The following is a 17791-nucleotide window of genomic DNA, read 5'->3' on the forward strand; positions in this document are numbered from 1 at the left end:
ACATTGAGGTGAACCTTTAAAACTACAGCGCACGATATTTATCTCTCAATCTTTGTCTAACCCACTCTGCGACTGAGTTCACCGCGAACGTGAAAATAAACAGCAAGAGTGCCGCTAAGAACAACAAGCGGAAGTGAGAACCACCCACCTCTGATTCTGGTAGTTCGACAGCAATCGTTGCGGATAGCGTCCTCATCCCTTCCAAAATATTCCAGTCAAGAATTGGTGTGTTACCTGTAGCCATCAAGACAATCATGGTTTCGCCAACCGCTCGCCCTAGTCCCATCATGACCGCTGAAAAGATACCTGGGCTAGCCGTCAATAACACCACATAAATAAGGGTCTGCCACGCCGTCGCACCCAACGCTAATGAACCATCGGATAAGTGTTTAGGCACAGAGAAAATAGCGTCTTCGGCGATAGTAAAAATCGTTGGGATGACAGCAAAACCCATAGCAAAACCAACTACCAACGCATTGCGTTGGTCAAAGTCGATGCCATAACTAGCCAAGAAAGTACGAATATCACCACCAAACAACAAGGCTTCAATGCTGTTTCCACCAGCAAAGACGGCCACCACAGTAATCACCAATACCGGGATCAATATTAAGGCATGCCAACCGTTAGAGAAACGACTCGTCACCATCTTCGGTAAGCAGAACCAAACAAACCCCGTCAACAATGTACTCAACGGTAATAACACCATTAATGAGAAGACGGCCGTTAAATGCGTTTCGACAATTGGAGCAAACCAAAGCCCGGCCAAGAATCCGATGATCACGGTCGGAAGTGCTTCCATCAGTTCTATCGAAGGCTTCACCACTCTTCGCATGCGTGGAGACATGAAGTATGCGGTGTAAATGGCTCCGAGCACAGCAACCGGCACGGCAAACATCATCGCAAACAGAGCGGCCTTAATAGTACCGAACGTGATAGGTACTAAACTGAATTTCTCTTCAAAGTCATCGTTCGCCGAGGTTGATTGCCAAACGTATTGTGGCTCAGGGTAACTTTCATACCAGACCTTTTGCCAAAGCGATGAGAATGAGATCTGTGGGTATTCATTGTCGACTTTAGCCACACTGATGGTGCCATCAATCAGCGTCGCCAGATGCAGTTCATTGGCAGACATAGCGGCTAATTGTGGTGATTTATCAAAGGCTCGTTCAAACAACGACAGCTTTTCACTGGTCGTATAGTGGCTTTGTAATGTGCCGTTCTTATAGAAGCTATAAAACCCCTTTCTATAAGTATCAGGCAAAATAAATTGCACTTGTTCAGCTAGTTGGAAATCTCGAATATGGGTCAGGCTACGTTTTTCATCTTTGAGTACATCGAACCATTGAGAAACCTGTCCGTCCTCATGCGTAACCAACAGTGAATAAGCTCCAGACAGTAAATCAATACTTTTCACCGAGTGCTTCGCATCATTCAAGCTAAGATCAATCACTTCACGAACATTGAAGCCGCTATCTGATAGCTTCAAAACCACTAAATCCGATTGAGATCGGAGATATAAGGTTTGGCCATCAGGTGTGACTAACAACTGTTGCTGCAAGCCCAACTTATCCGATAGCCATTGGCTCTTCTGAAAAACATACTGACCCGTAACGTCACTTTGGTACCACTTCACTAAGACTCGTTGGTCACTTAACTGAGCGGCAACCGTGATACCACGTCCATTCTTAGAGAACGCGAATTTTTCGATTGTCGTCCCATTTGACGATTCATCATTTAAAAATGGTTCAGGGAGATCGATTTGCTCAATTTTAGGATCGGCTTCACTGCCCTTTTGCAGCACAGGCGCACTATACTCAGGATAGAAAAAAGTAAGGTTGCTTGCACTATCGGCAAAGGCAAACCAGTTTTCTGATGGGGTATTTCGAGAGAAGGCAACAGGATTGGCTAAAACATTTCGCTCAAAGTAAGAGTGTGTATTTTGAGACTCTAAATCCCAAAACTGCACCAAGCCAGATTTTTCGATAGTAAATGCATGCTGACCGTATTCATCAACAGATAAGGCGATAGGCTTTTCTACAGCAACGGTCTTTACGGCTTGGTCTGTCTCTAAACCAGTATCAGAAAACACCGGTAAAATGACCATCGCCAAGTAAACAAAGATCAATACCAGAGCGGCTAGAACACTGACGGCACCGCATGTCACTGAAAAACGGACGAGACGATCTTTCAACCATCTTTTTTTGTCACGCTCTTTCAATGAAAATTGGGCTGAAGCCATCTGTTTATCTACCTTTTTTTAGCTACTGACATAATATGTACGTTAGATGACAATTATATTACAAGTTACGTTAAACAACTGAAACTAATAACAAGTTTGTTGACCATATTTCTTAAAGTAAGATCATAGATTTTGTGAATTTTGTCATTCTAAATTAAAGTAATCAGCTCTATAGCCAGCACTCAAGGATTATCATCTCGATGGAAAAAGACTATGTCACAAAAGAACTTAGCTGGTTATCCTTCAACGAAAGAGTGCTCCAAGAAGCAGCCGACAAGTCAGTTCCCTTAATCGAAAGAGTTCGTTTTTTAGGTATTTATTCAAAAAACCTCGATGAGTTTTACAAAGTCCGATTTGCTGACGTGAAACGAAAGATCTTACTTCAAGATCCTCAATTACCTGCCAACTCGCAGAAAACCTTACTCACTCAAATGCAGAGCAAAGCAAGTAAGCTCGATGCTCGATTCCATGAGTTGTATAACGACTTATTGTTGGAACTGGCGCGCAATCGTATTTTTTTGGTCAACGAACAGCAAATCAGCGAAGAGCAAAGTGAGTGGATCAAAAAGTACTTTAAGAAAAAAGTGCTGCCACACTTAACTCCGTTTCTCTTGAACGAAGATAGCCAGTTGCTCAATATTATGAAAGACGAGCAAAGTTACTTAGCCATCGACATCGAGCGTGAGGCATCTTCTCAATACGTATTACTCGAAATCCCATCAGAAGCACTCCCTCGATTTGTTAAGTTACCAGACACCTCGGGTTCTCAGCGTACTACTTTGATCTTATTAGATAATATAGTTCGATTTTGTTTAGATGACTTACTTAAAGGGTTCTTTGAGTATGACTCAGTGCGTTGCTTTGCTATAAAAATGACTCGTGACGCCGATTATGACCTTCAAGAGAACAATGAAAGTAGCCTATTAGAATCGATGTCTTTAGGTTTAGAACAGCGCTTAACGGCACTACCGATACGTCTTATCTATGAGTCAGAAATGCCAGCTGAAATGCTCAGTTTCTTACAAGTCAGACTAAAACTGTCTGACTACGACAGTGTTATCGCCGGAGGTCGCTACCACAACTTCAAACATTTCTCTGAGTTCCCAAGCCTTAACCGACGTGATTTAGTTAATCGCCCGTTACCCGCAATTAAGTGCGCGCATTTTAGCCACCATCCAAACTATTTTGAAGCGATCAAAGCTCGTGACATCTTGTTGCATTACCCTTATCACACCTTTAATCACATCACTGAGCTCGTGAGGCAGGCTTCCTTTGACCCGAAAGTAACCTCCATAAAAATAAACGTTTACCGTGTTGCAGAAGGCTCCAAACTCCTTAGCTCAATCATCGATGCGGCACACAATGGAAAAAAGGTCACAGTGGTTGTCGAGCTGCAAGCTCGCTTTGATGAACAAGCCAATATTCAGTGGACAAAGAAACTTCAAGAAGCCGGTATAAAAGTCATCCATGGCATCCCAAGTTTGAAAGTCCACTCCAAACTGCTGCTCATTAAACGGAAAGAAGGCAAGCATACGGCGCATTACGCCCATATTGGCACCGGTAACTTTCATGAAGTAACAGCGCGCGTGTATACCGATTTTTCTCTGCTCACTGCGAATGAAGATTTGACCCAAGAGGTGAGACAAGTCTTTAAGTATATTGAAAACCCTTATCAAAAATCACAGTTCAAACAACTGATTGTGTCACCGAAGAATACAAGAAAACGTCTGTATCAGTTGATAGATAATGAAATACAAAACGCGATGGAGAGCAAGCCTGCAAGCATCACTCTAAAACTCAATAATTTGGTCGACCGAGATATCATTGAGAAGCTCTATCAGGCCAGCCAAGTCAATGTAAAAGTGAGAATGGTCATTCGAGGCATGTGCTCTCTTGTCCCTGGCATACCCAACATCAGTGACCATATTGAGATTGTCAGTGTGGTCGATCGTTTTCTCGAACACCCAAGAGTGATGATCTTTGGTAACGCTGGAAAGCCGAAAGTCTATATATCCTCAGCTGACTGGATGACGCGAAACTTCGATCATCGGATCGAAGTCGCCACTCCAATTTTAGATCCAACTATCAAGCAAACCATTATCGATATCACCGAATTTCATTTCGATGACAGCAACAAAGCTCGAGTGCTAGACCAAGCGATGAGCAACCCTTACATAGAAGCACCAGCAAACCAACTCGAATACCCGACGTCACAACTCTCCACTTACCACTATATTAAACGTATGGAGAAACTTGCTCGCAAGAAGTACAAACAAGAGAAGAAATCATGCCGCTAATTGATAACAAACATTCTCGATGTATTGCCGCTATCGATTTAGGTTCGAACAGCTTTCATATGGTGGTTGCCCGAGTATTCGATCAACACCTGCAATTAGTCAGCAGACATAAACAGAAAGTGAGATTAGGCGATGGGTTGGATGAGCATAACTTCTTATCCGAAAGCGCTATCGAGCGAGGTTTGGAGTGCCTCAAGGTATTCGCAGAACGACTAGCGGATTTTGAACTTGATGATGTCAGAGTCGTCGCGACTCATACCCTAAGAAAGGCCAAAAATACCAAAGACTTCTTAGAGCAAGCTAAACCATTGTTTCCTTTTCCAATAGAGATCATCTCAGGTCAAGAAGAAGCTCGAATTATCTATAACGGCGTAGAGCACACTCAAGCCGCTTCCGAATCCAAATTAGTTATTGATATAGGTGGCGGGAGTACCGAACTCGTCGCAGGGCAAGGCTTTACACCCCAAATAATGCGTAGCTTACCAATGGGATGCGTCAGTTTTACTCAGCGCTTCTTTGCCGATGGAGGGCTGACATCACAGCACTTCTCCGATGCTTATGTCTCTGCTACTCGCCTGTTGATGCCATTAATTGAAGAATACAAACAAATCTCTTGGGAAGTTGCCTTTGGCTCATCAGGAACCGCCAAATCAATAAAAGAGGTACTCATTGGCTTAGGGTTCACCGATGGTCTCATTACGCCGCAACGCCTATCCTATTTGAAGAACCACTTATGTGAATTTCCATCTTCTAAGGGATTAGACCTTTCAGGTTTAAGCGATGAAAGAAAGCCGGTATTTGCCGCTGGCGTCACGATTCTTTCAGCAGCTATGGATATGCTAAACATCAATGAATTGCATTTCTCCGATAGTGCCTTAAGAGAAGGGGTGCTTTATGACATGGAAGATCGGTTTAAAAATATTGATGTTCGAACAAGAACCGCCGAAACACTTGTCTCTCGATACCATGTTGACGTAGTTCATGGCCAGAAAGTCAAAGCACTCGCCCTTTCATTACTGAAACAAGCGCAACCTCAGGTGAGTACTGCGGTAAATAATGAACTTTATGACCTGATTGGATGGGCTGCATTGCTTCATGAAGTGGGACAAAGCATCGCATTCCAAGGCTATCACCGCCATTCAGCTTATCTGCTTAAACATACGACTATGCCCGGTTTCAATACTGAGCAGCAGCGTCTGATCTCAACATTAGTTCGCTATCAAAGAAAAGCGATTAAGCTTAGTGACTTACCGGATCTCACGCTATTCAATACAGGGCAGATGGCGTTGTTAATTCGAATACTGAGGATAGCAATCCTGCTCAATCGACAGCGAAACCAATCGCCAATACCGAATGTAAAATTAACCATTGAGCAAGATGATAATTGGTGTTTAGAAGGAGATTCCATCGACTGGTTAGCTGAAAATCAACTGCTTGATTATGAACTCAAAGAAGAACAACGACGCTGGCAAGATGCTGGATGGTCGTTGAAGCTTGAATGATGCGCCGACAAAATAAAAACAGCCTGCGGCTAGCAAGCTGTTCATACGTTAGGTTTATACGTTAACTTTCTACGTTCATAGTACCTAAATCAGAGTCCGATTTTTGCCAATTCTTGCTCAGCGAACTCTGACGGTATCGCTAAATAGCCATCTTTCTCTACCAGTTCTTGCCCTTGCTTTGAGAACACAAAAGTGAGGAACTCTCTTTCAACAGGAGAAAGTGGTTTATCTGGGTGCTTATTCACGTACACATAAAGAAAGCGAGATAGAGGGTAATCACCGCTCAAGATATTCGACCGAGTCGGCTCTACATAGTCAGAACCATGCTCTGCGATAGGAATTAACTTAACACCGGCCACTCGATAACCAATACCTGAGTACCCTATCCCGCTGATTGATGAAGCAACCGACTGTACAACCGATGCAGAACCTGGCTGCTCATTAACTCGGTTCTTGAAGTCACCGCCGCATAATGCGTTTTGTTTGAAATAGCCGTAGGTTCCCGAAACGGAATTACGACCAAACAGTTGGAATCGATGTTTTGCCCACGGTTGGTCAATGCCCAAATCTTGCCAATTATTTAGCGGCTTAGTCGCTCCGCAACGCAATGTCTCTGAGAATATACTGTCAATCTGGTGAAAGTTGAGCCCTTCAATAGGGTTATCACGATGCACAAAAAGTCCAATCGCATCGATAGCGACTCTCAGTGCTGTCGGCTTATAGCCATGCTCTCTTTCAAACGCTTCGACTTCTCGTAGGCGCATTGGACGACTCATTGGTCCAAGGTGAGCAGTGCCTTCCGTTAGCGCAGGAGGGGCAGTAGAAGAACCAGAAGCTTGAACTTGAGCGTTCACATTCGGGTAGTAAGACTTGAACTCTTCCATCCATAATGTCGTCATACCCGCCAAGGTATCCGAACCAACAGACAATAGGCTCCCTGAAATACCCGGAACTTTAGCGTAATCAGGAAGTGAGTCGACACCCTGTTCGGCATGAACTGGGTTAACCAAAGCAAATGTTAACAATAAGCTGACGGGTAAACGCGTCCTGCGAGTCAAACAACTCATGACACGGTCAATCGGTTAGGTAGCGTGAAATGGAATCGGCTACCAACGCCAACTTCACTTTGAATTTCTAAATGTGAGTCATGATGGCTAAGCGCATGCTTCACAATCGCTAACCCAAGACCACTACCACCAGTATCGCGTGAACGCGCTTTATCAACACGGTAAAAACGCTCTGTGAGTCGATGTAAGTGCTGTGGTTCAATACCGTCTCCGGTGTCTGAGACATCCAAACACGCGCCTTGACTGGTTTGGTACCAACGCACCTTAACCGTTGCGCCCGGTGGTGTGTATTTGACTGCGTTATACACCAGATTCGATATCGCACTTCTCAGCTGATCTTCATCAGCTAAAACTCGTAGGCTCTTGTCGATATCAAATTCAAGCTTATGTTCTCGATCACCACTTAAACTTGCGGCTTCTTTTTCAAGAACCTCAAGCATAGCCGGAACATTCACCACTTCATCGAGCTCATGCATCGGTGCAGCTTCGATTTTTGAAAGTGTTAAAAGCTGATTCACTAGGCTGTTCATGCGATTCAACTGCTCGGTCATCACACCATGAGCCTTAGGCCACATAGGCCCAACGACCATGTCTGGATCTTCCGTCATTTCAAGATAGCCCTGAAGTACGGTCATTGGAGTGCGTAGCTCGTGAGAAACGTTAGCGAAAAAGTTACGACGCATGCCTTCTAGCTGTTTTAGCTGAGTAACATCACGTACTACCATGAGGTGTTCGCCCTCGGTATACGGCACGATACGCAGCTCGAGCATACGCTCCACATTAAGTGGCGACGGCATCTCTAACGGCTCTGAGAAATCTTGTTTATTAAGGTACTTGATGAAGTCCGGCGTGCGGATCAAGTTGGAGATAGGTTGCCCAGAATCGTCTGGCCAGCGAAAGCCCAGCAAATATTGAGCAAGCTTGTTACACCAAACGATGTTTCCTTCACCACGGAACACCACAACGGCATCGGGTAAGGATTCAGCACCATTTCTGAAACGGCGGATCAGGTTAGTCAGTTCTTTTCTTTTACGACGCTGTCTCTGCTGCATACGATAAATACCGTTGAACAGAGATTCCCAGTTTCCAGAACCTGATGGTGGTGTTAAACGCTTTTCATCCCATAACCAAGCGGACAAACGCATTTGATAATGTAGATGCCAGCCGAGCTGCAATACCGTAGCAGCCAGCAGTAACCAAGGTAAGTAGCCGAATATCCAACCGACTAAAACCCAAGGTGCGTAAAAAAAAGCCAGCTCCCAAGCCAGCTTTTTCCAGGTTAACTTTTCAACCATTCAAGACTCCGTAAACTGGGTAGCGAAGCCACACTAAGCCTTTGTAGAAAAACGGTAGCCCGCGCCGCGAACCGTTTGGATTAGCTTATCGTGACCTGCAGATTCAAGTGCTTTACGCAGGCGTCGAATATGTACATCAACAGTACGATCTTCAACGTAAACGTTGGTACCCCAAACGTTATTCAGTAGTTGCTCTCGACTGTACACTCGCTCTTGGTGAGTCATAAAGAAATGCAGCATTTTGAACTCTGTTGGTCCCATATCAACTGGACCTTCGCTTGCGGTAACACGATGAGATACAGGGTCTAGCTTAAGACCTTGTACATCAATCACATCTTCTAGTGCAGTAGGCGTTACACGGCGGATAACCGCTTTCAGGCGAGCAACAAGCTCTTTGGGTGAAAATGGCTTGGTGATGTAATCATCAGCGCCCACTTCTAAACCACGCACCTTATCTTCTTCTTCGCCACGAGCCGTCAGCATCACCACTGGGATGTTGCGAGTTAACTCTTCACGCTTCATGTGCTTGATAAAGTTTATCCCGCTACCACCAGGTAGCATCCAATCTAGTAATACTAGATCTGGGAAAGGTTCACATAGCTTGTTTACCGCTGTATCGTAATCTTCAGCCTCTACTGCTTGGTAGCCTTTTTGTTCAAGTACAAAACACAGCATCTCACGAATAGGTGCTTCATCTTCAACGACCAGAATCCTTCTCGACATAATTGAATAGCCTTAGTATTTAATCAACGCATTGCATTATCTGGTTTAATTATGACACTTTTGTGACCTTTGAAAACAAATTTTCATATAACTGTCTCAAACATTTCACTTTTAATTTTTATTGCAGGTATAAGACAAATGGATCGAAATCTCCTATGATGAGCGTCTTCAGATAAAGGTATGAGAAATATTTATGTGGTTTAAGAATTGCCTCGTCTATCGCTTTAATCGTGATATAGACTTCAACGCAGATCAGCTAGAGAAACAACTTGAAGAGTTCCGTTTTACCCCTTGTGGTAGCCAAGACAAACAGAAGTTTGGTTGGGTAAATGCGATGGGTAGACACGGCGATATGATGACGCACGTATCAGAAAACCGCATTCTCATCTGTGCAAAGAAAGAAGAGAAAATGCTTCCTGCTTCTGTGATCAAAGATTCATTGAATGCAAAAGTAGAAACGCTTGAGGCAGAGTCTGGTACTCCTCTGAAAAAGAAAGAGAAAGACAGCCTAAAAGAAGACATCATCATCGATCTTCTTCCTCGTGCTTTCAGCCGCAGTAACTTCACTTACGCACTGATCATGCCGAAAGAAGGCTTTATTGTGGTTGATGCTAGCAGCTACAAAAAAGCAGAAGACGTATTGGCATTACTACGTAAAACTATGGGTAGCCTGCCAGTAGTACCCGCTATTCCAGAGCAAGCGATTGAAACGACTCTGACAGAGTGGGTGAAATCAGGTGATACGCCTCAAGGTATCACCATGCTTGATGAAGCAGAGCTAAAGTCTATTCAAGAAGACGGCGGTATTGTCCGAGTTAAGAAGCAAGAACTAGAAGCTGATGAGATTAAAAACCACATCGAAGCCAACAAAGTTGTGACTAAGCTTCTGATCAACTGGCAAGATCGCATTGAGTTCATTCTTGCAGAAGATGGCAGCATCAAACGCCTTAAATTCAGTGATGAACTAAAAGACGAAAACGACGACATTCCTCGCGAAGATCAAGCTGCTCGTTTTGATGCAGACTTCTCTCTACTTTGTGGTGAGTTCAGTGTTTTCCTTCCAAACCTATTTGAATCATTAGGCGGGTTAACTCAACCTAACGCTTAATTGTTCCGATTTGATGCTCAGGTATCGACGATACCTGAGCTTATTTTCTTTCCTACTCCCGCTTATCAATACCTATCGACTCGCTTCTTAATACCATTGTTATCTTTAGGGCTATCAACCAAACTCATTTTAGCGTAAAATTTGCGCCCCTTTGATATCACTTGGTGGTATCAACCTGACTTGAGATCAGATTAGAGAACGAAGCAATGACGACACAGAAACCATTTGTACCTGAACTATTATCACCGGCAGGAAGCCTTAAAAACATGCGTTACGCATTCGCCTACGGCGCAGATGCAGTTTACGCTGGCCAGCCACGTTACAGCCTTCGTGTTCGTAACAACGAGTTCAATCACGAAAACCTACAAATCGGTATCGATGAAGCTCATGCTCAAGGCAAAAAGTTATATGTTGTATGTAACATTCAGCCACACAACTCTAAATTAAAAACATTCATTCGCGACCTTAAGCCAGTTGTTGAGATGGGCCCTGATGCTCTTATCATGTCAGATCCTGGTCTTATCATGATGGTACGTGAATCGTTCCCTGAAATGCCGATCCACCTTTCAGTTCAAGCAAACGCTGTAAACTGGGCGACTGTAAAATTCTGGTCTACCCAAGGTGTTGAACGTGTAATTTTGTCTCGTGAACTATCACTTGAAGAGATCGAAGAGATTCGCGAGCACTGCCCAGAAACAGAGCTAGAAATCTTTGTTCACGGTGCTCTATGCATGGCTTACTCTGGTCGTTGCCTACTTTCTGGCTACATGAACAAACGCGATCCAAACCAAGGTACTTGTACTAACGCTTGCCGTTGGGAATACAAAACAGAAGCTGCGAAAGAAGACGAAAACGGTCAAATCGTTGAAGTTAATCCAACTGGTGTCGCTATTCAAGAAGTAGAAGCGCAAGAAGTTGAAGTTCAAAATGAACGTCCAGATAACACTCTAGGTCTTGGCAAGCCAACGGACGAAGTCGTGTTGCTTTCTGAGTCACACAAGCCAGAAGAGAAAATGGCAGCGTTTGAAGATGAGCATGGTACTTACATCATGAACTCAAAAGATCTTCGCGCAATCCAACACGTTGAGCGTTTAACTAAGATGGGCGTTCACTCCCTGAAAATCGAAGGTCGTACTAAGTCTTTCTACTACTGTGCACGTACAGCACAGGTTTACCGTAAAGCTATCGATGATGCTGTTGCAGGTAAGCCATTTGATGAGAGCCTAATGGGTACGCTAGAGAGCCTAGCTCACCGAGGCTACACTGAAGGCTTCCTACGTCGTCACACTCACGATTCATACCAAAACTACGAATACGGTTACTCAATATCAGATACTCAACAATTCGTAGGCGAATTCACTGGCAACCGCCGTGGTGACTTAGCGGAAGTCGAAGTGAAGAACAAGTTCCTAGTTGGCGATAGCTTAGAAATGATGACACCAAAAGGTAACATCGTTTTCAAATTAGAAGTTATGGAGAACCGTAAATCTCAGCCAGTAGATGACGCAAAAGGTAACGGTCACTTTGTATTTATTCCAGTACCGGCAGATCTTGACCTAGAATTTGGTTTGTTAATGCGTAACTTGAGCGCAGGCCAAGATACACGTAACGCTTCAGGTAAATAACTTTACCTAGAAACTCTACTGAGAAGAAAGCAATGGCTCTGTTAATAACTGACAAGTGCATAAACTGCGATATGTGTGACCCAGAATGCCCAAATGGCGCAATCACTATGGGTGACAGTATCTTCGAAATCGATCCTGATTTATGTACTGAGTGTAAAGGTCACTATGAGAAGCCAACATGTCAGTCAGTGTGCCCCATTACAAAGTGCATAATCACTGACCCAAACCATATTGAAACTGACGACGAATTATTAGAAAAGTTTGTCATCATTCAAGGCTTGACCTAAAAGAAAAAAGGTTCAACTTAATCATCAAGTTGAACCTTTTTTTTAACCCGATTTTTCAATGGGATATATGTTGCAGAACATCTCTTTCTCAAATTGATATTCGAGTTGTTCTCGCCAGTTTTTAGCTTGAGATACCGGTACCAAATAAAAGTGCTCCCGACTGGTATCAGTGACAAACGCCAATCCATGCTGCATCAATTCATAATGAACATCATTCACAAAGCTAGGGTCTAATCGCTGTCGACCTGTTAGGTGATTTATATCTTCTCTAGAAATTGAAATACCGACATTTTCACTACTGAATCTATGTCTTAACCATTTAGAGAATTCCCTCGCACAAATCATAGTCATTGTCTTATCCTTGGAATTTTTATAGACGGGTATCAGACTCTGATTTTCATATACTGCACATAAGCCGCATCTTTCACCCAAGAAACACGCCATCCCTGACTAAGCATTATCAAATTGATCGTTGTTTTTGCTCTTGTCGTTATTCGTTTGTTTTGATATCAAACGATGTTCTTAATTACGTGTTTATAAACTCTAGACAAAAGTGTGACATTTCTCCAGTTTTAGAGTCGAGAAAACCAGTGGCACTACCACTGTAAAACACCTCGATAAATACATTACCTATTCGATATCAAGGCCAAACACTGACTCGGCATCACTTTAACTTTCTTTTTTTTCTTAGTTTTAGCCACCTTTTTAGGTGGAGGAACTGGAATGGTCTGCGGAGCCCAACTTGCAAGTTCATCGCCACAACCATCACCTTTTGGCGGATTTGCTTGAGCTATACAGTTAGAACTGCCTTTAGGGCATTTTAAACGAACATGAAAATGGGAATGGTGCCCCCACCAAGGTCTGATTTTGCCTAACCAGGTTCTATCATTGGCATCAGGATCTTCTTGTTCGCAAAGGGCTTGTTTAATCACTGGATGGACAAAAATACGCACCACTTTTTCATCTTTCGCGGCATAGCGAATGACTTGGAAGTGATCATCAGTCCAATTCGATTTGCGCAATTTGTAGTTGGTAAGATCGACAACGCTGATTGGCTTAGGAACAGCGAGTTCATTTTCGGACAGCCTCTTATCAGTGAGCCTTAACCATATATCAATATCCAAGCCAGTCTGGTGACTTGAATGGCCAGACGAAAAGCGCCCTCCTCGAGGTAGAGAAATATCACCAACCAATAAATTAGTGTTGAGCTGTTCGCTCGCGGTCACACCTAGCCTTTCAATAAACTGAATGGCCTCTGTATGTCCATAGTAGCGCTCTCTCTGAGGACGAATCACTTGGTAACCTTGACCGTCAATTGGCAAAGCCTGCGCACCGTCTAGACAGCCATTAGCGTAACTACCGATAGATGAGGTTGAATTTCTTGTCGGGCTCTTTTCTTTTTCCCATGGGGTTGCCGATACGTAAAACGAACAAAAGATAAGAGCTGATGTACAAAATAACCTCATAACAATTCCAAATAAATGATCTCTATTTTCATACTAGTCGTCATTAGGAAATAGGTGCATATCGAGGATGATATTTTGAAGATAAAGAGGAATTTTCATTTGGAGAGAGGGTTAACATCCAAATAATAGAAAGCAAAAAGGCTCTAGCATTTCTGCCGGGACGCGCAGTCTAGAGCCTTAAATATGGCAGGGGTGGACTGAGCCGGCACTCCGGAGATTAGACCGGGCTGGCGATCTAGCTCACAACATTACTTCGAAGAAGCAACAGACGCAAAAAAGCCCCAGCATTTCTGCTGAGGCTTCGTATATGGCAGGGGTGGAGAGATTCGAACTCCCAACACGCGGATTTGGAATCCGCTGCTCTGCCAATTGGAGCTACACCCCTATTTCAGTTTTAAAGAGCTGAACCTCTGAATAAGTGGCGGAGTGGACGGGACTCGAACCCGCGACCCCCGGCGTGACAGGCCGGTATTCTAACCAACTGAACTACCACTCCGCAGTGGTCAACTCACTAAGTGAGCGTCCATATCTCCAGGTTGGTCAACCTAAAGATTTAATTTAAAGCCTGGCGATGTCCTACTCTCACATGGGGAAACCCCACACTACCATCGGCGCTATTGTGTTTCACTTCTGAGTTCGGCATGGAATCAGGTGGGTCCACAATGCTATGGTCGCCAAGCAAATTTTAAAATTCGGAAAGCTTATCTAAAAGTTATTTCTCTTCAAACTCATTCAAGCGTTTGGTATTTCTATTGAGTCCACAAAACCCCTTGGGTGTTGTATGGTTAAGCCTCACGGGCAATTAGTACAGGTTAGCTCAATGCCTCGCAGCACTTACACACCCTGCCTATCAACGTCGTAGTCTACGACAACCCTTTAGGACACTTATAGTGCCAGGGAAAACTCATCTCAAGGCTCGCTTCCCGCTTAGATGCTTTCAGCGGTTATCGATTCCGAACTTAGCTACCGGGCAATGCCATTGGCATGACAACCCGAACACCAGAGGTTCGTCCACTCCGGTCCTCTCGTACTAGGAGCAGCCCCTTTCAATTTTCCAACGCCCACGGCAGATAGGGACCGAACTGTCTCACGACGTTCTAAACCCAGCTCGCGTACCACTTTAAATGGCGAACAGCCATACCCTTGGGACCGACTTCAGCCCCAGGATGTGATGAGCCGACATCGAGGTGCCAAACACCGCCGTCGATATGAACTCTTGGGCGGTATCAGCCTGTTATCCCCGGAGTACCTTTTATCCGTTGAGCGATGGCCCTTCCATTCAGAACCACCGGATCACTATGACCTGCTTTCGCACCTGCTCGAATTGTCATTCTCGCAGTCAAGCGGGCTTATGCCATTGCACTAACCACACGATGTCCAACCGTGTTTAGCCCACCTTCGTGCTCCTCCGTTACTCTTTGGGAGGAGACCGCCCCAGTCAAACTACCCACCAGGCACTGTCCGTAATCCCGATTCAGGGACCAACGTTAGAACATCAAAACTACAAGGGTGGTATTTCAAGGACGACTCCATCACATCTAGCGACGCAATTTCATAGTCTCCCACCTATCCTACACATGTAGGTTCAATGTTCAGTGCCAAGCTGTAGTAAAGGTTCACGGGGTCTTTCCGTCTAGCCGCGGGTACACTGCATCTTCACAGCGATTTCAATTTCACTGAGTCTCGGGTGGAGACAGCGTGGCCATCATTACGCCATTCGTGCAGGTCGGAACTTACCCGACAAGGAATTTCGCTACCTTAGGACCGTTATAGTTACGGCCGCCGTTTACCGGGGCTTCGATCAAGAGCTTCGACCGAAGTCTAACCCCATCAATTAACCTTCCGGCACCGGGCAGGCGTCACACCGTATACGTCATCTTACGATTTTGCACAGTGCTGTGTTTTTAATAAACAGTTGCAGCCACCTGGTATCTGCGACTCTCGTCTGCTCCATCCGCAAGGGACTTCACTGATAAGAGCGTACCTTCTCCCGAAGTTACGGTACCATTTTGCCTAGTTCCTTCACCCGAGTTCTCTCAAGCGCCTTGGTATTCTCTACCCGACCACCTGTGTCGGTTTGGGGTACGATTCCTTACAATCTGAAGCTTAGAGGCTTTTCCTGGAAGCATGGCATCAATGACTTCACTACCGTAGTAGCTCGACATCGTATCTCAGCGTTAATGAAAGTCCGGATTTACCTAAACTTTCCGCCTACGTACTTGAACCTGGACAACCGTCGCCAGGCCCACCTAGCCTTCTCCGTCCCCCCATCGCAATTGTAAGAAGTACAGGAATATTAACCTGTTTCCCATCGACTACGCCTTTCGGCCTCGCCTTAGGAGTCGACTTACCCTGCCCCGATTAACGTTGGACAGGAACCCTTGGTCTTCCGGCGAGGGAGTTTTTCACTCCCTTTATCGTTACTCATGTCAGCATTCGCACTTCTGATACCTCCAGCAGCCCTTACAGACCACCTTCAACGGCTTACAGAACGCTCCCCTACCCCACATACCCTAAGGTACGTAGCCGCAGCTTCGGTGTATAGCTTAGCCCCGTTACATCTTCCGCGCAGGCCGACTCGACCAGTGAGCTATTACGCTTTCTTTAAATGATGGCTGCTTCTAAGCCAACATCCTGGCTGTCTGAGCCTTCCCACATCGTTTCCCACTTAGCTATACTTTGGGACCTTAGCTGGCGGTCTGGGTTGTTTCCCTCTCCACGACGGACGTTAGCACCCGCCGTGTGTCTCCCGGATAGTACTTACTGGTATTCGGAGTTTGCAAAGGGTTGGTAAGTCGGGATGACCCCCTAGCCTTAACAGTGCTCTACCCCCAGTAGTATTCGTCCGAGGCGCTACCTAAATAGCTTTCGGGGAGAACCAGCTATCTCCAGGTTTGATTGGCCTTTCACCCCTAGCCACAAGTCATCCGCTAATTTTTCAACATTAGTCGGTTCGGTCCTCCAGTTGATGTTACTCAACCTTCAACCTGCCCATGGCTAGATCACCTGGTTTCGGGTCTAATCCTAGCAACTGTACGCCCAGTTAAGACTCGGTTTCCCTACGGCTCCCCTAAACGGTTAACCTTGCTACTAAAATTAAGTCGCTGACCCATTATACAAAAGGTACGCAGTCACACCACGAAGGTGCTCCTACTGCTTGTACGTACACGGTTTCAGGTTCTATTTCACTCCCCTCACAGGGGTTCTTTTCGCCTTTCCCTCACGGTACTGGTTCACTATCGGTCAGTCAGTAGTATTTAGCCTTGGAGGATGGTCCCCCCATATTCAGACAGGATATCACGTGTCCCGCCCTACTCGTTTTCACTGATTATGATGTGTCGGTTACGGGGCTATCACCCTTTATTGCGAGACTTTCCAGACTCTTCACCTGCATCATTAAAAGCTTAAGGGCTAATCCAATTTCGCTCGCCGCTACTTTCGGAATCTCGGTTGATTTCTCTTCCTCGGGGTACTTAGATGTTTCAGTTCCCCCGGTTTGCCTCCTGTTGCTATGTATTCACAACAGGATACTTGCTTATGCAAGTGGGTTTCCCCATTCAGGAATCCCAGACTCAAAAGGTTATTACTACCTAATCTGGGCTTATCGCAAGTTATTACGCCTTTCATCGCCTCTGACTGCCAAGGCATCCACCGTGTACGCTTAGTCACTTAACCATACAACCCGAAAGGGTCTTAGCGTATGGCAACTAACCAAGGTTTTTGGTTGTCATCAAGAAGGGTTAATTCCTGATAACTGTTTGCCGGACTCAATTTACTTTTTGTTTCCACTTTTTAATAAAAAGTAGAATCAAAAAATGAACAATCATTTCTGATCATTCGAATACAAGACACTTGAATGTGTTTGTTGTGTTTATACCGTTCTTATTAAATAAGAGCAGATAAACATTGAGAACTTTTAAATTTGATTGAATTACTCGTAAGTAATCAAATCAGTCAGCTTTCCAAATTGTTAAAGAGCTTGATTCAACTTCTATTAAAAGAAGGGAACCATTTTTAAATATTTTCAAAGAAAAACACTTAAAGATGGTGGAGCTATGCGGGATCGAACCGCAGACCTCCTCGCTGCCAGCGAGGCGCTCTCCCAGCTGAGCTATAGCCCCATCTGGAAAAGTATTTCTACTCTTAAACTTTCTAAACCTAATCAATCTGTGTGGACACTCA

Annotated in this window: 11 protein-coding genes, 3 tRNA genes and 2 rRNA genes; 5 read left to right on the forward strand and 11 right to left on the reverse strand. The window is 44.7% G+C overall.

Annotated features, from left to right (window positions below):
- Positions 1–22: 22 nt before the first annotated feature.
- Positions 23–2239 carry an ABC transporter permease subunit gene (locus AACU28_RS21725; RefSeq protein WP_065682641.1) on the reverse strand — a complete coding sequence of 739 codons (2217 nt, stop codon included), beginning with the start codon at positions 2237–2239 and terminating at the stop codon, positions 23–25.
- Between the two features lie 200 nt (positions 2240–2439).
- Between AACU28_RS21725 and ppk1 the strand changes: the two genes are divergently transcribed.
- Both ppk1 and ppx read left to right on the forward strand, forming a co-directional pair.
- Positions 2440–4536 (forward strand): polyphosphate kinase 1, encoded by a 2097-nt coding sequence (gene ppk1, locus AACU28_RS21730; RefSeq protein ID WP_102487363.1) that lies wholly within the window; start codon positions 2440–2442, stop codon positions 4534–4536.
- Positions 4527–6038, forward strand: a complete 1512-nt coding sequence (gene ppx / locus AACU28_RS21735; RefSeq protein ID WP_121603585.1) for an exopolyphosphatase — start codon at positions 4527–4529, stop codon at positions 6036–6038. The genes ppk1 and ppx overlap by 10 nt, the downstream gene beginning before the upstream one ends.
- Positions 6039–6127: 89 nt before the next feature.
- On the opposite strand, the gene AACU28_RS21740 is transcribed toward ppx, so the two are convergent.
- From AACU28_RS21740 to phoB, 3 genes are read right to left on the reverse strand one after another with little or no spacing between them, the layout of a single operon-like run.
- Positions 6128–7105 carry a PstS family phosphate ABC transporter substrate-binding protein gene (locus tag AACU28_RS21740; protein ID WP_061023898.1) on the reverse strand — a complete coding sequence of 326 codons (978 nt, stop codon included), beginning with the start codon at positions 7103–7105 and terminating at the stop codon, positions 6128–6130.
- Positions 7102–8400: a phosphate regulon sensor histidine kinase PhoR gene (gene phoR, locus AACU28_RS21745; RefSeq protein WP_004735065.1), complete on the reverse strand. Its 1299-nt coding sequence runs from the start codon at positions 8398–8400 to the stop codon at positions 7102–7104. The genes AACU28_RS21740 and phoR overlap by 4 nt, the downstream gene beginning before the upstream one ends.
- Before the next feature lie 33 nt (positions 8401–8433).
- Positions 8434–9123, reverse strand: coding sequence for a phosphate regulon transcriptional regulator PhoB (gene phoB / locus AACU28_RS21750; RefSeq protein ID WP_004735064.1), 690 nt, complete (start codon positions 9121–9123; stop codon positions 8434–8436).
- 193 nt (positions 9124–9316) lie between these two features.
- Between phoB and rdgC the strand changes: the two genes are divergently transcribed.
- From rdgC to AACU28_RS21765, 3 genes are all read left to right on the forward strand, one after another.
- Positions 9317–10231 (forward strand): recombination-associated protein RdgC, encoded by a 915-nt coding sequence (gene rdgC, locus AACU28_RS21755; RefSeq protein WP_004735063.1) that lies wholly within the window; start codon positions 9317–9319, stop codon positions 10229–10231.
- A gap of 206 nt (positions 10232–10437) precedes the next feature.
- Complete coding sequence (gene trhP, locus AACU28_RS21760) at positions 10438–11856, forward strand: prephenate-dependent tRNA uridine(34) hydroxylase TrhP (RefSeq protein ID WP_121603586.1); 1419 nt, start codon at positions 10438–10440, stop codon at positions 11854–11856.
- 32 nt (positions 11857–11888) lie between these two features.
- On the forward strand, positions 11889–12143 hold the full coding sequence (locus tag AACU28_RS21765; RefSeq protein WP_004735061.1) for a YfhL family 4Fe-4S dicluster ferredoxin: 255 nt from the start codon (positions 11889–11891) through the stop codon (positions 12141–12143).
- 42 nt (positions 12144–12185) lie between these two features.
- Here AACU28_RS21765 and AACU28_RS21770 read toward each other — a convergent pair whose 3' ends face one another.
- From AACU28_RS21770 to AACU28_RS21800, 7 genes are all read right to left on the reverse strand, one after another.
- On the reverse strand, positions 12186–12494 hold the full coding sequence (locus tag AACU28_RS21770; protein WP_017079848.1) for a hypothetical protein: 309 nt from the start codon (positions 12492–12494) through the stop codon (positions 12186–12188).
- A gap of 275 nt (positions 12495–12769) precedes the next feature.
- Complete coding sequence (gene mepA, locus AACU28_RS21775) at positions 12770–13609, reverse strand: penicillin-insensitive murein endopeptidase (RefSeq protein WP_017095424.1); 840 nt, start codon at positions 13607–13609, stop codon at positions 12770–12772.
- Positions 13610–13917: 308 nt separating this feature from the next.
- Positions 13918–13994: transfer RNA gene (locus AACU28_RS21780), tRNA-Trp, on the reverse strand.
- A 34-nt stretch (positions 13995–14028) separates the two neighbouring features.
- Positions 14029–14105 (reverse strand) — tRNA-Asp (locus tag AACU28_RS21785).
- Between the two features lie 67 nt (positions 14106–14172).
- Positions 14173–14288: ribosomal RNA gene (rrf, locus tag AACU28_RS21790) — 5S ribosomal RNA — on the reverse strand.
- A 102-nt stretch (positions 14289–14390) separates the two neighbouring features.
- Positions 14391–17284: ribosomal RNA gene (locus AACU28_RS21795) — 23S ribosomal RNA — on the reverse strand.
- A gap of 370 nt (positions 17285–17654) precedes the next feature.
- Positions 17655–17730: transfer RNA gene (locus AACU28_RS21800), tRNA-Ala, on the reverse strand.
- Positions 17731–17791 lie beyond the last annotated feature (61 nt).

This window comes from Vibrio sp. SBT000027 (genome assembly GCF_963894355.1).
GTDB classification, from domain to species: Bacteria; Pseudomonadota; Gammaproteobacteria; order Enterobacterales; family Vibrionaceae; genus Vibrio; species Vibrio splendidus.

Bases quoted from the DNA above. Each gene is read 5' to 3' on its own strand.
- AACU28_RS21725 (WP_065682641.1), bottom strand. From the start codon at position 2,239: ATGGCTTCAGCCCAATTTTCATTGAAAGAGCGTGACAAAAAAAGATGG.
- ppk1 (WP_102487363.1), top strand. From the start codon at position 2,440: ATGGAAAAAGACTATGTCACAAAAGAACTTAGCTGGTTATCCTTCAAC.
- ppx (WP_121603585.1), top strand. From the start codon at position 4,527: ATGCCGCTAATTGATAACAAACATTCTCGATGTATTGCCGCTATCGAT.
- AACU28_RS21740 (WP_061023898.1), bottom strand. From the start codon at position 7,105: ATGAGTTGTTTGACTCGCAGGACGCGTTTACCCGTCAGCTTATTGTTA.
- phoR (WP_004735065.1), bottom strand. From the start codon at position 8,400: ATGGTTGAAAAGTTAACCTGGAAAAAGCTGGCTTGGGAGCTGGCTTTT.
- phoB (WP_004735064.1), bottom strand. From the start codon at position 9,123: ATGTCGAGAAGGATTCTGGTCGTTGAAGATGAAGCACCTATTCGTGAG.
- rdgC (WP_004735063.1), top strand. From the start codon at position 9,317: ATGTGGTTTAAGAATTGCCTCGTCTATCGCTTTAATCGTGATATAGAC.
- trhP (WP_121603586.1), top strand. From the start codon at position 10,438: ATGACGACACAGAAACCATTTGTACCTGAACTATTATCACCGGCAGGA.
- AACU28_RS21765 (WP_004735061.1), top strand. From the start codon at position 11,889: ATGGCTCTGTTAATAACTGACAAGTGCATAAACTGCGATATGTGTGAC.
- AACU28_RS21770 (WP_017079848.1), bottom strand. From the start codon at position 12,494: ATGACTATGATTTGTGCGAGGGAATTCTCTAAATGGTTAAGACATAGA.
- mepA (WP_017095424.1), bottom strand. From the start codon at position 13,609: ATGAGGTTATTTTGTACATCAGCTCTTATCTTTTGTTCGTTTTACGTA.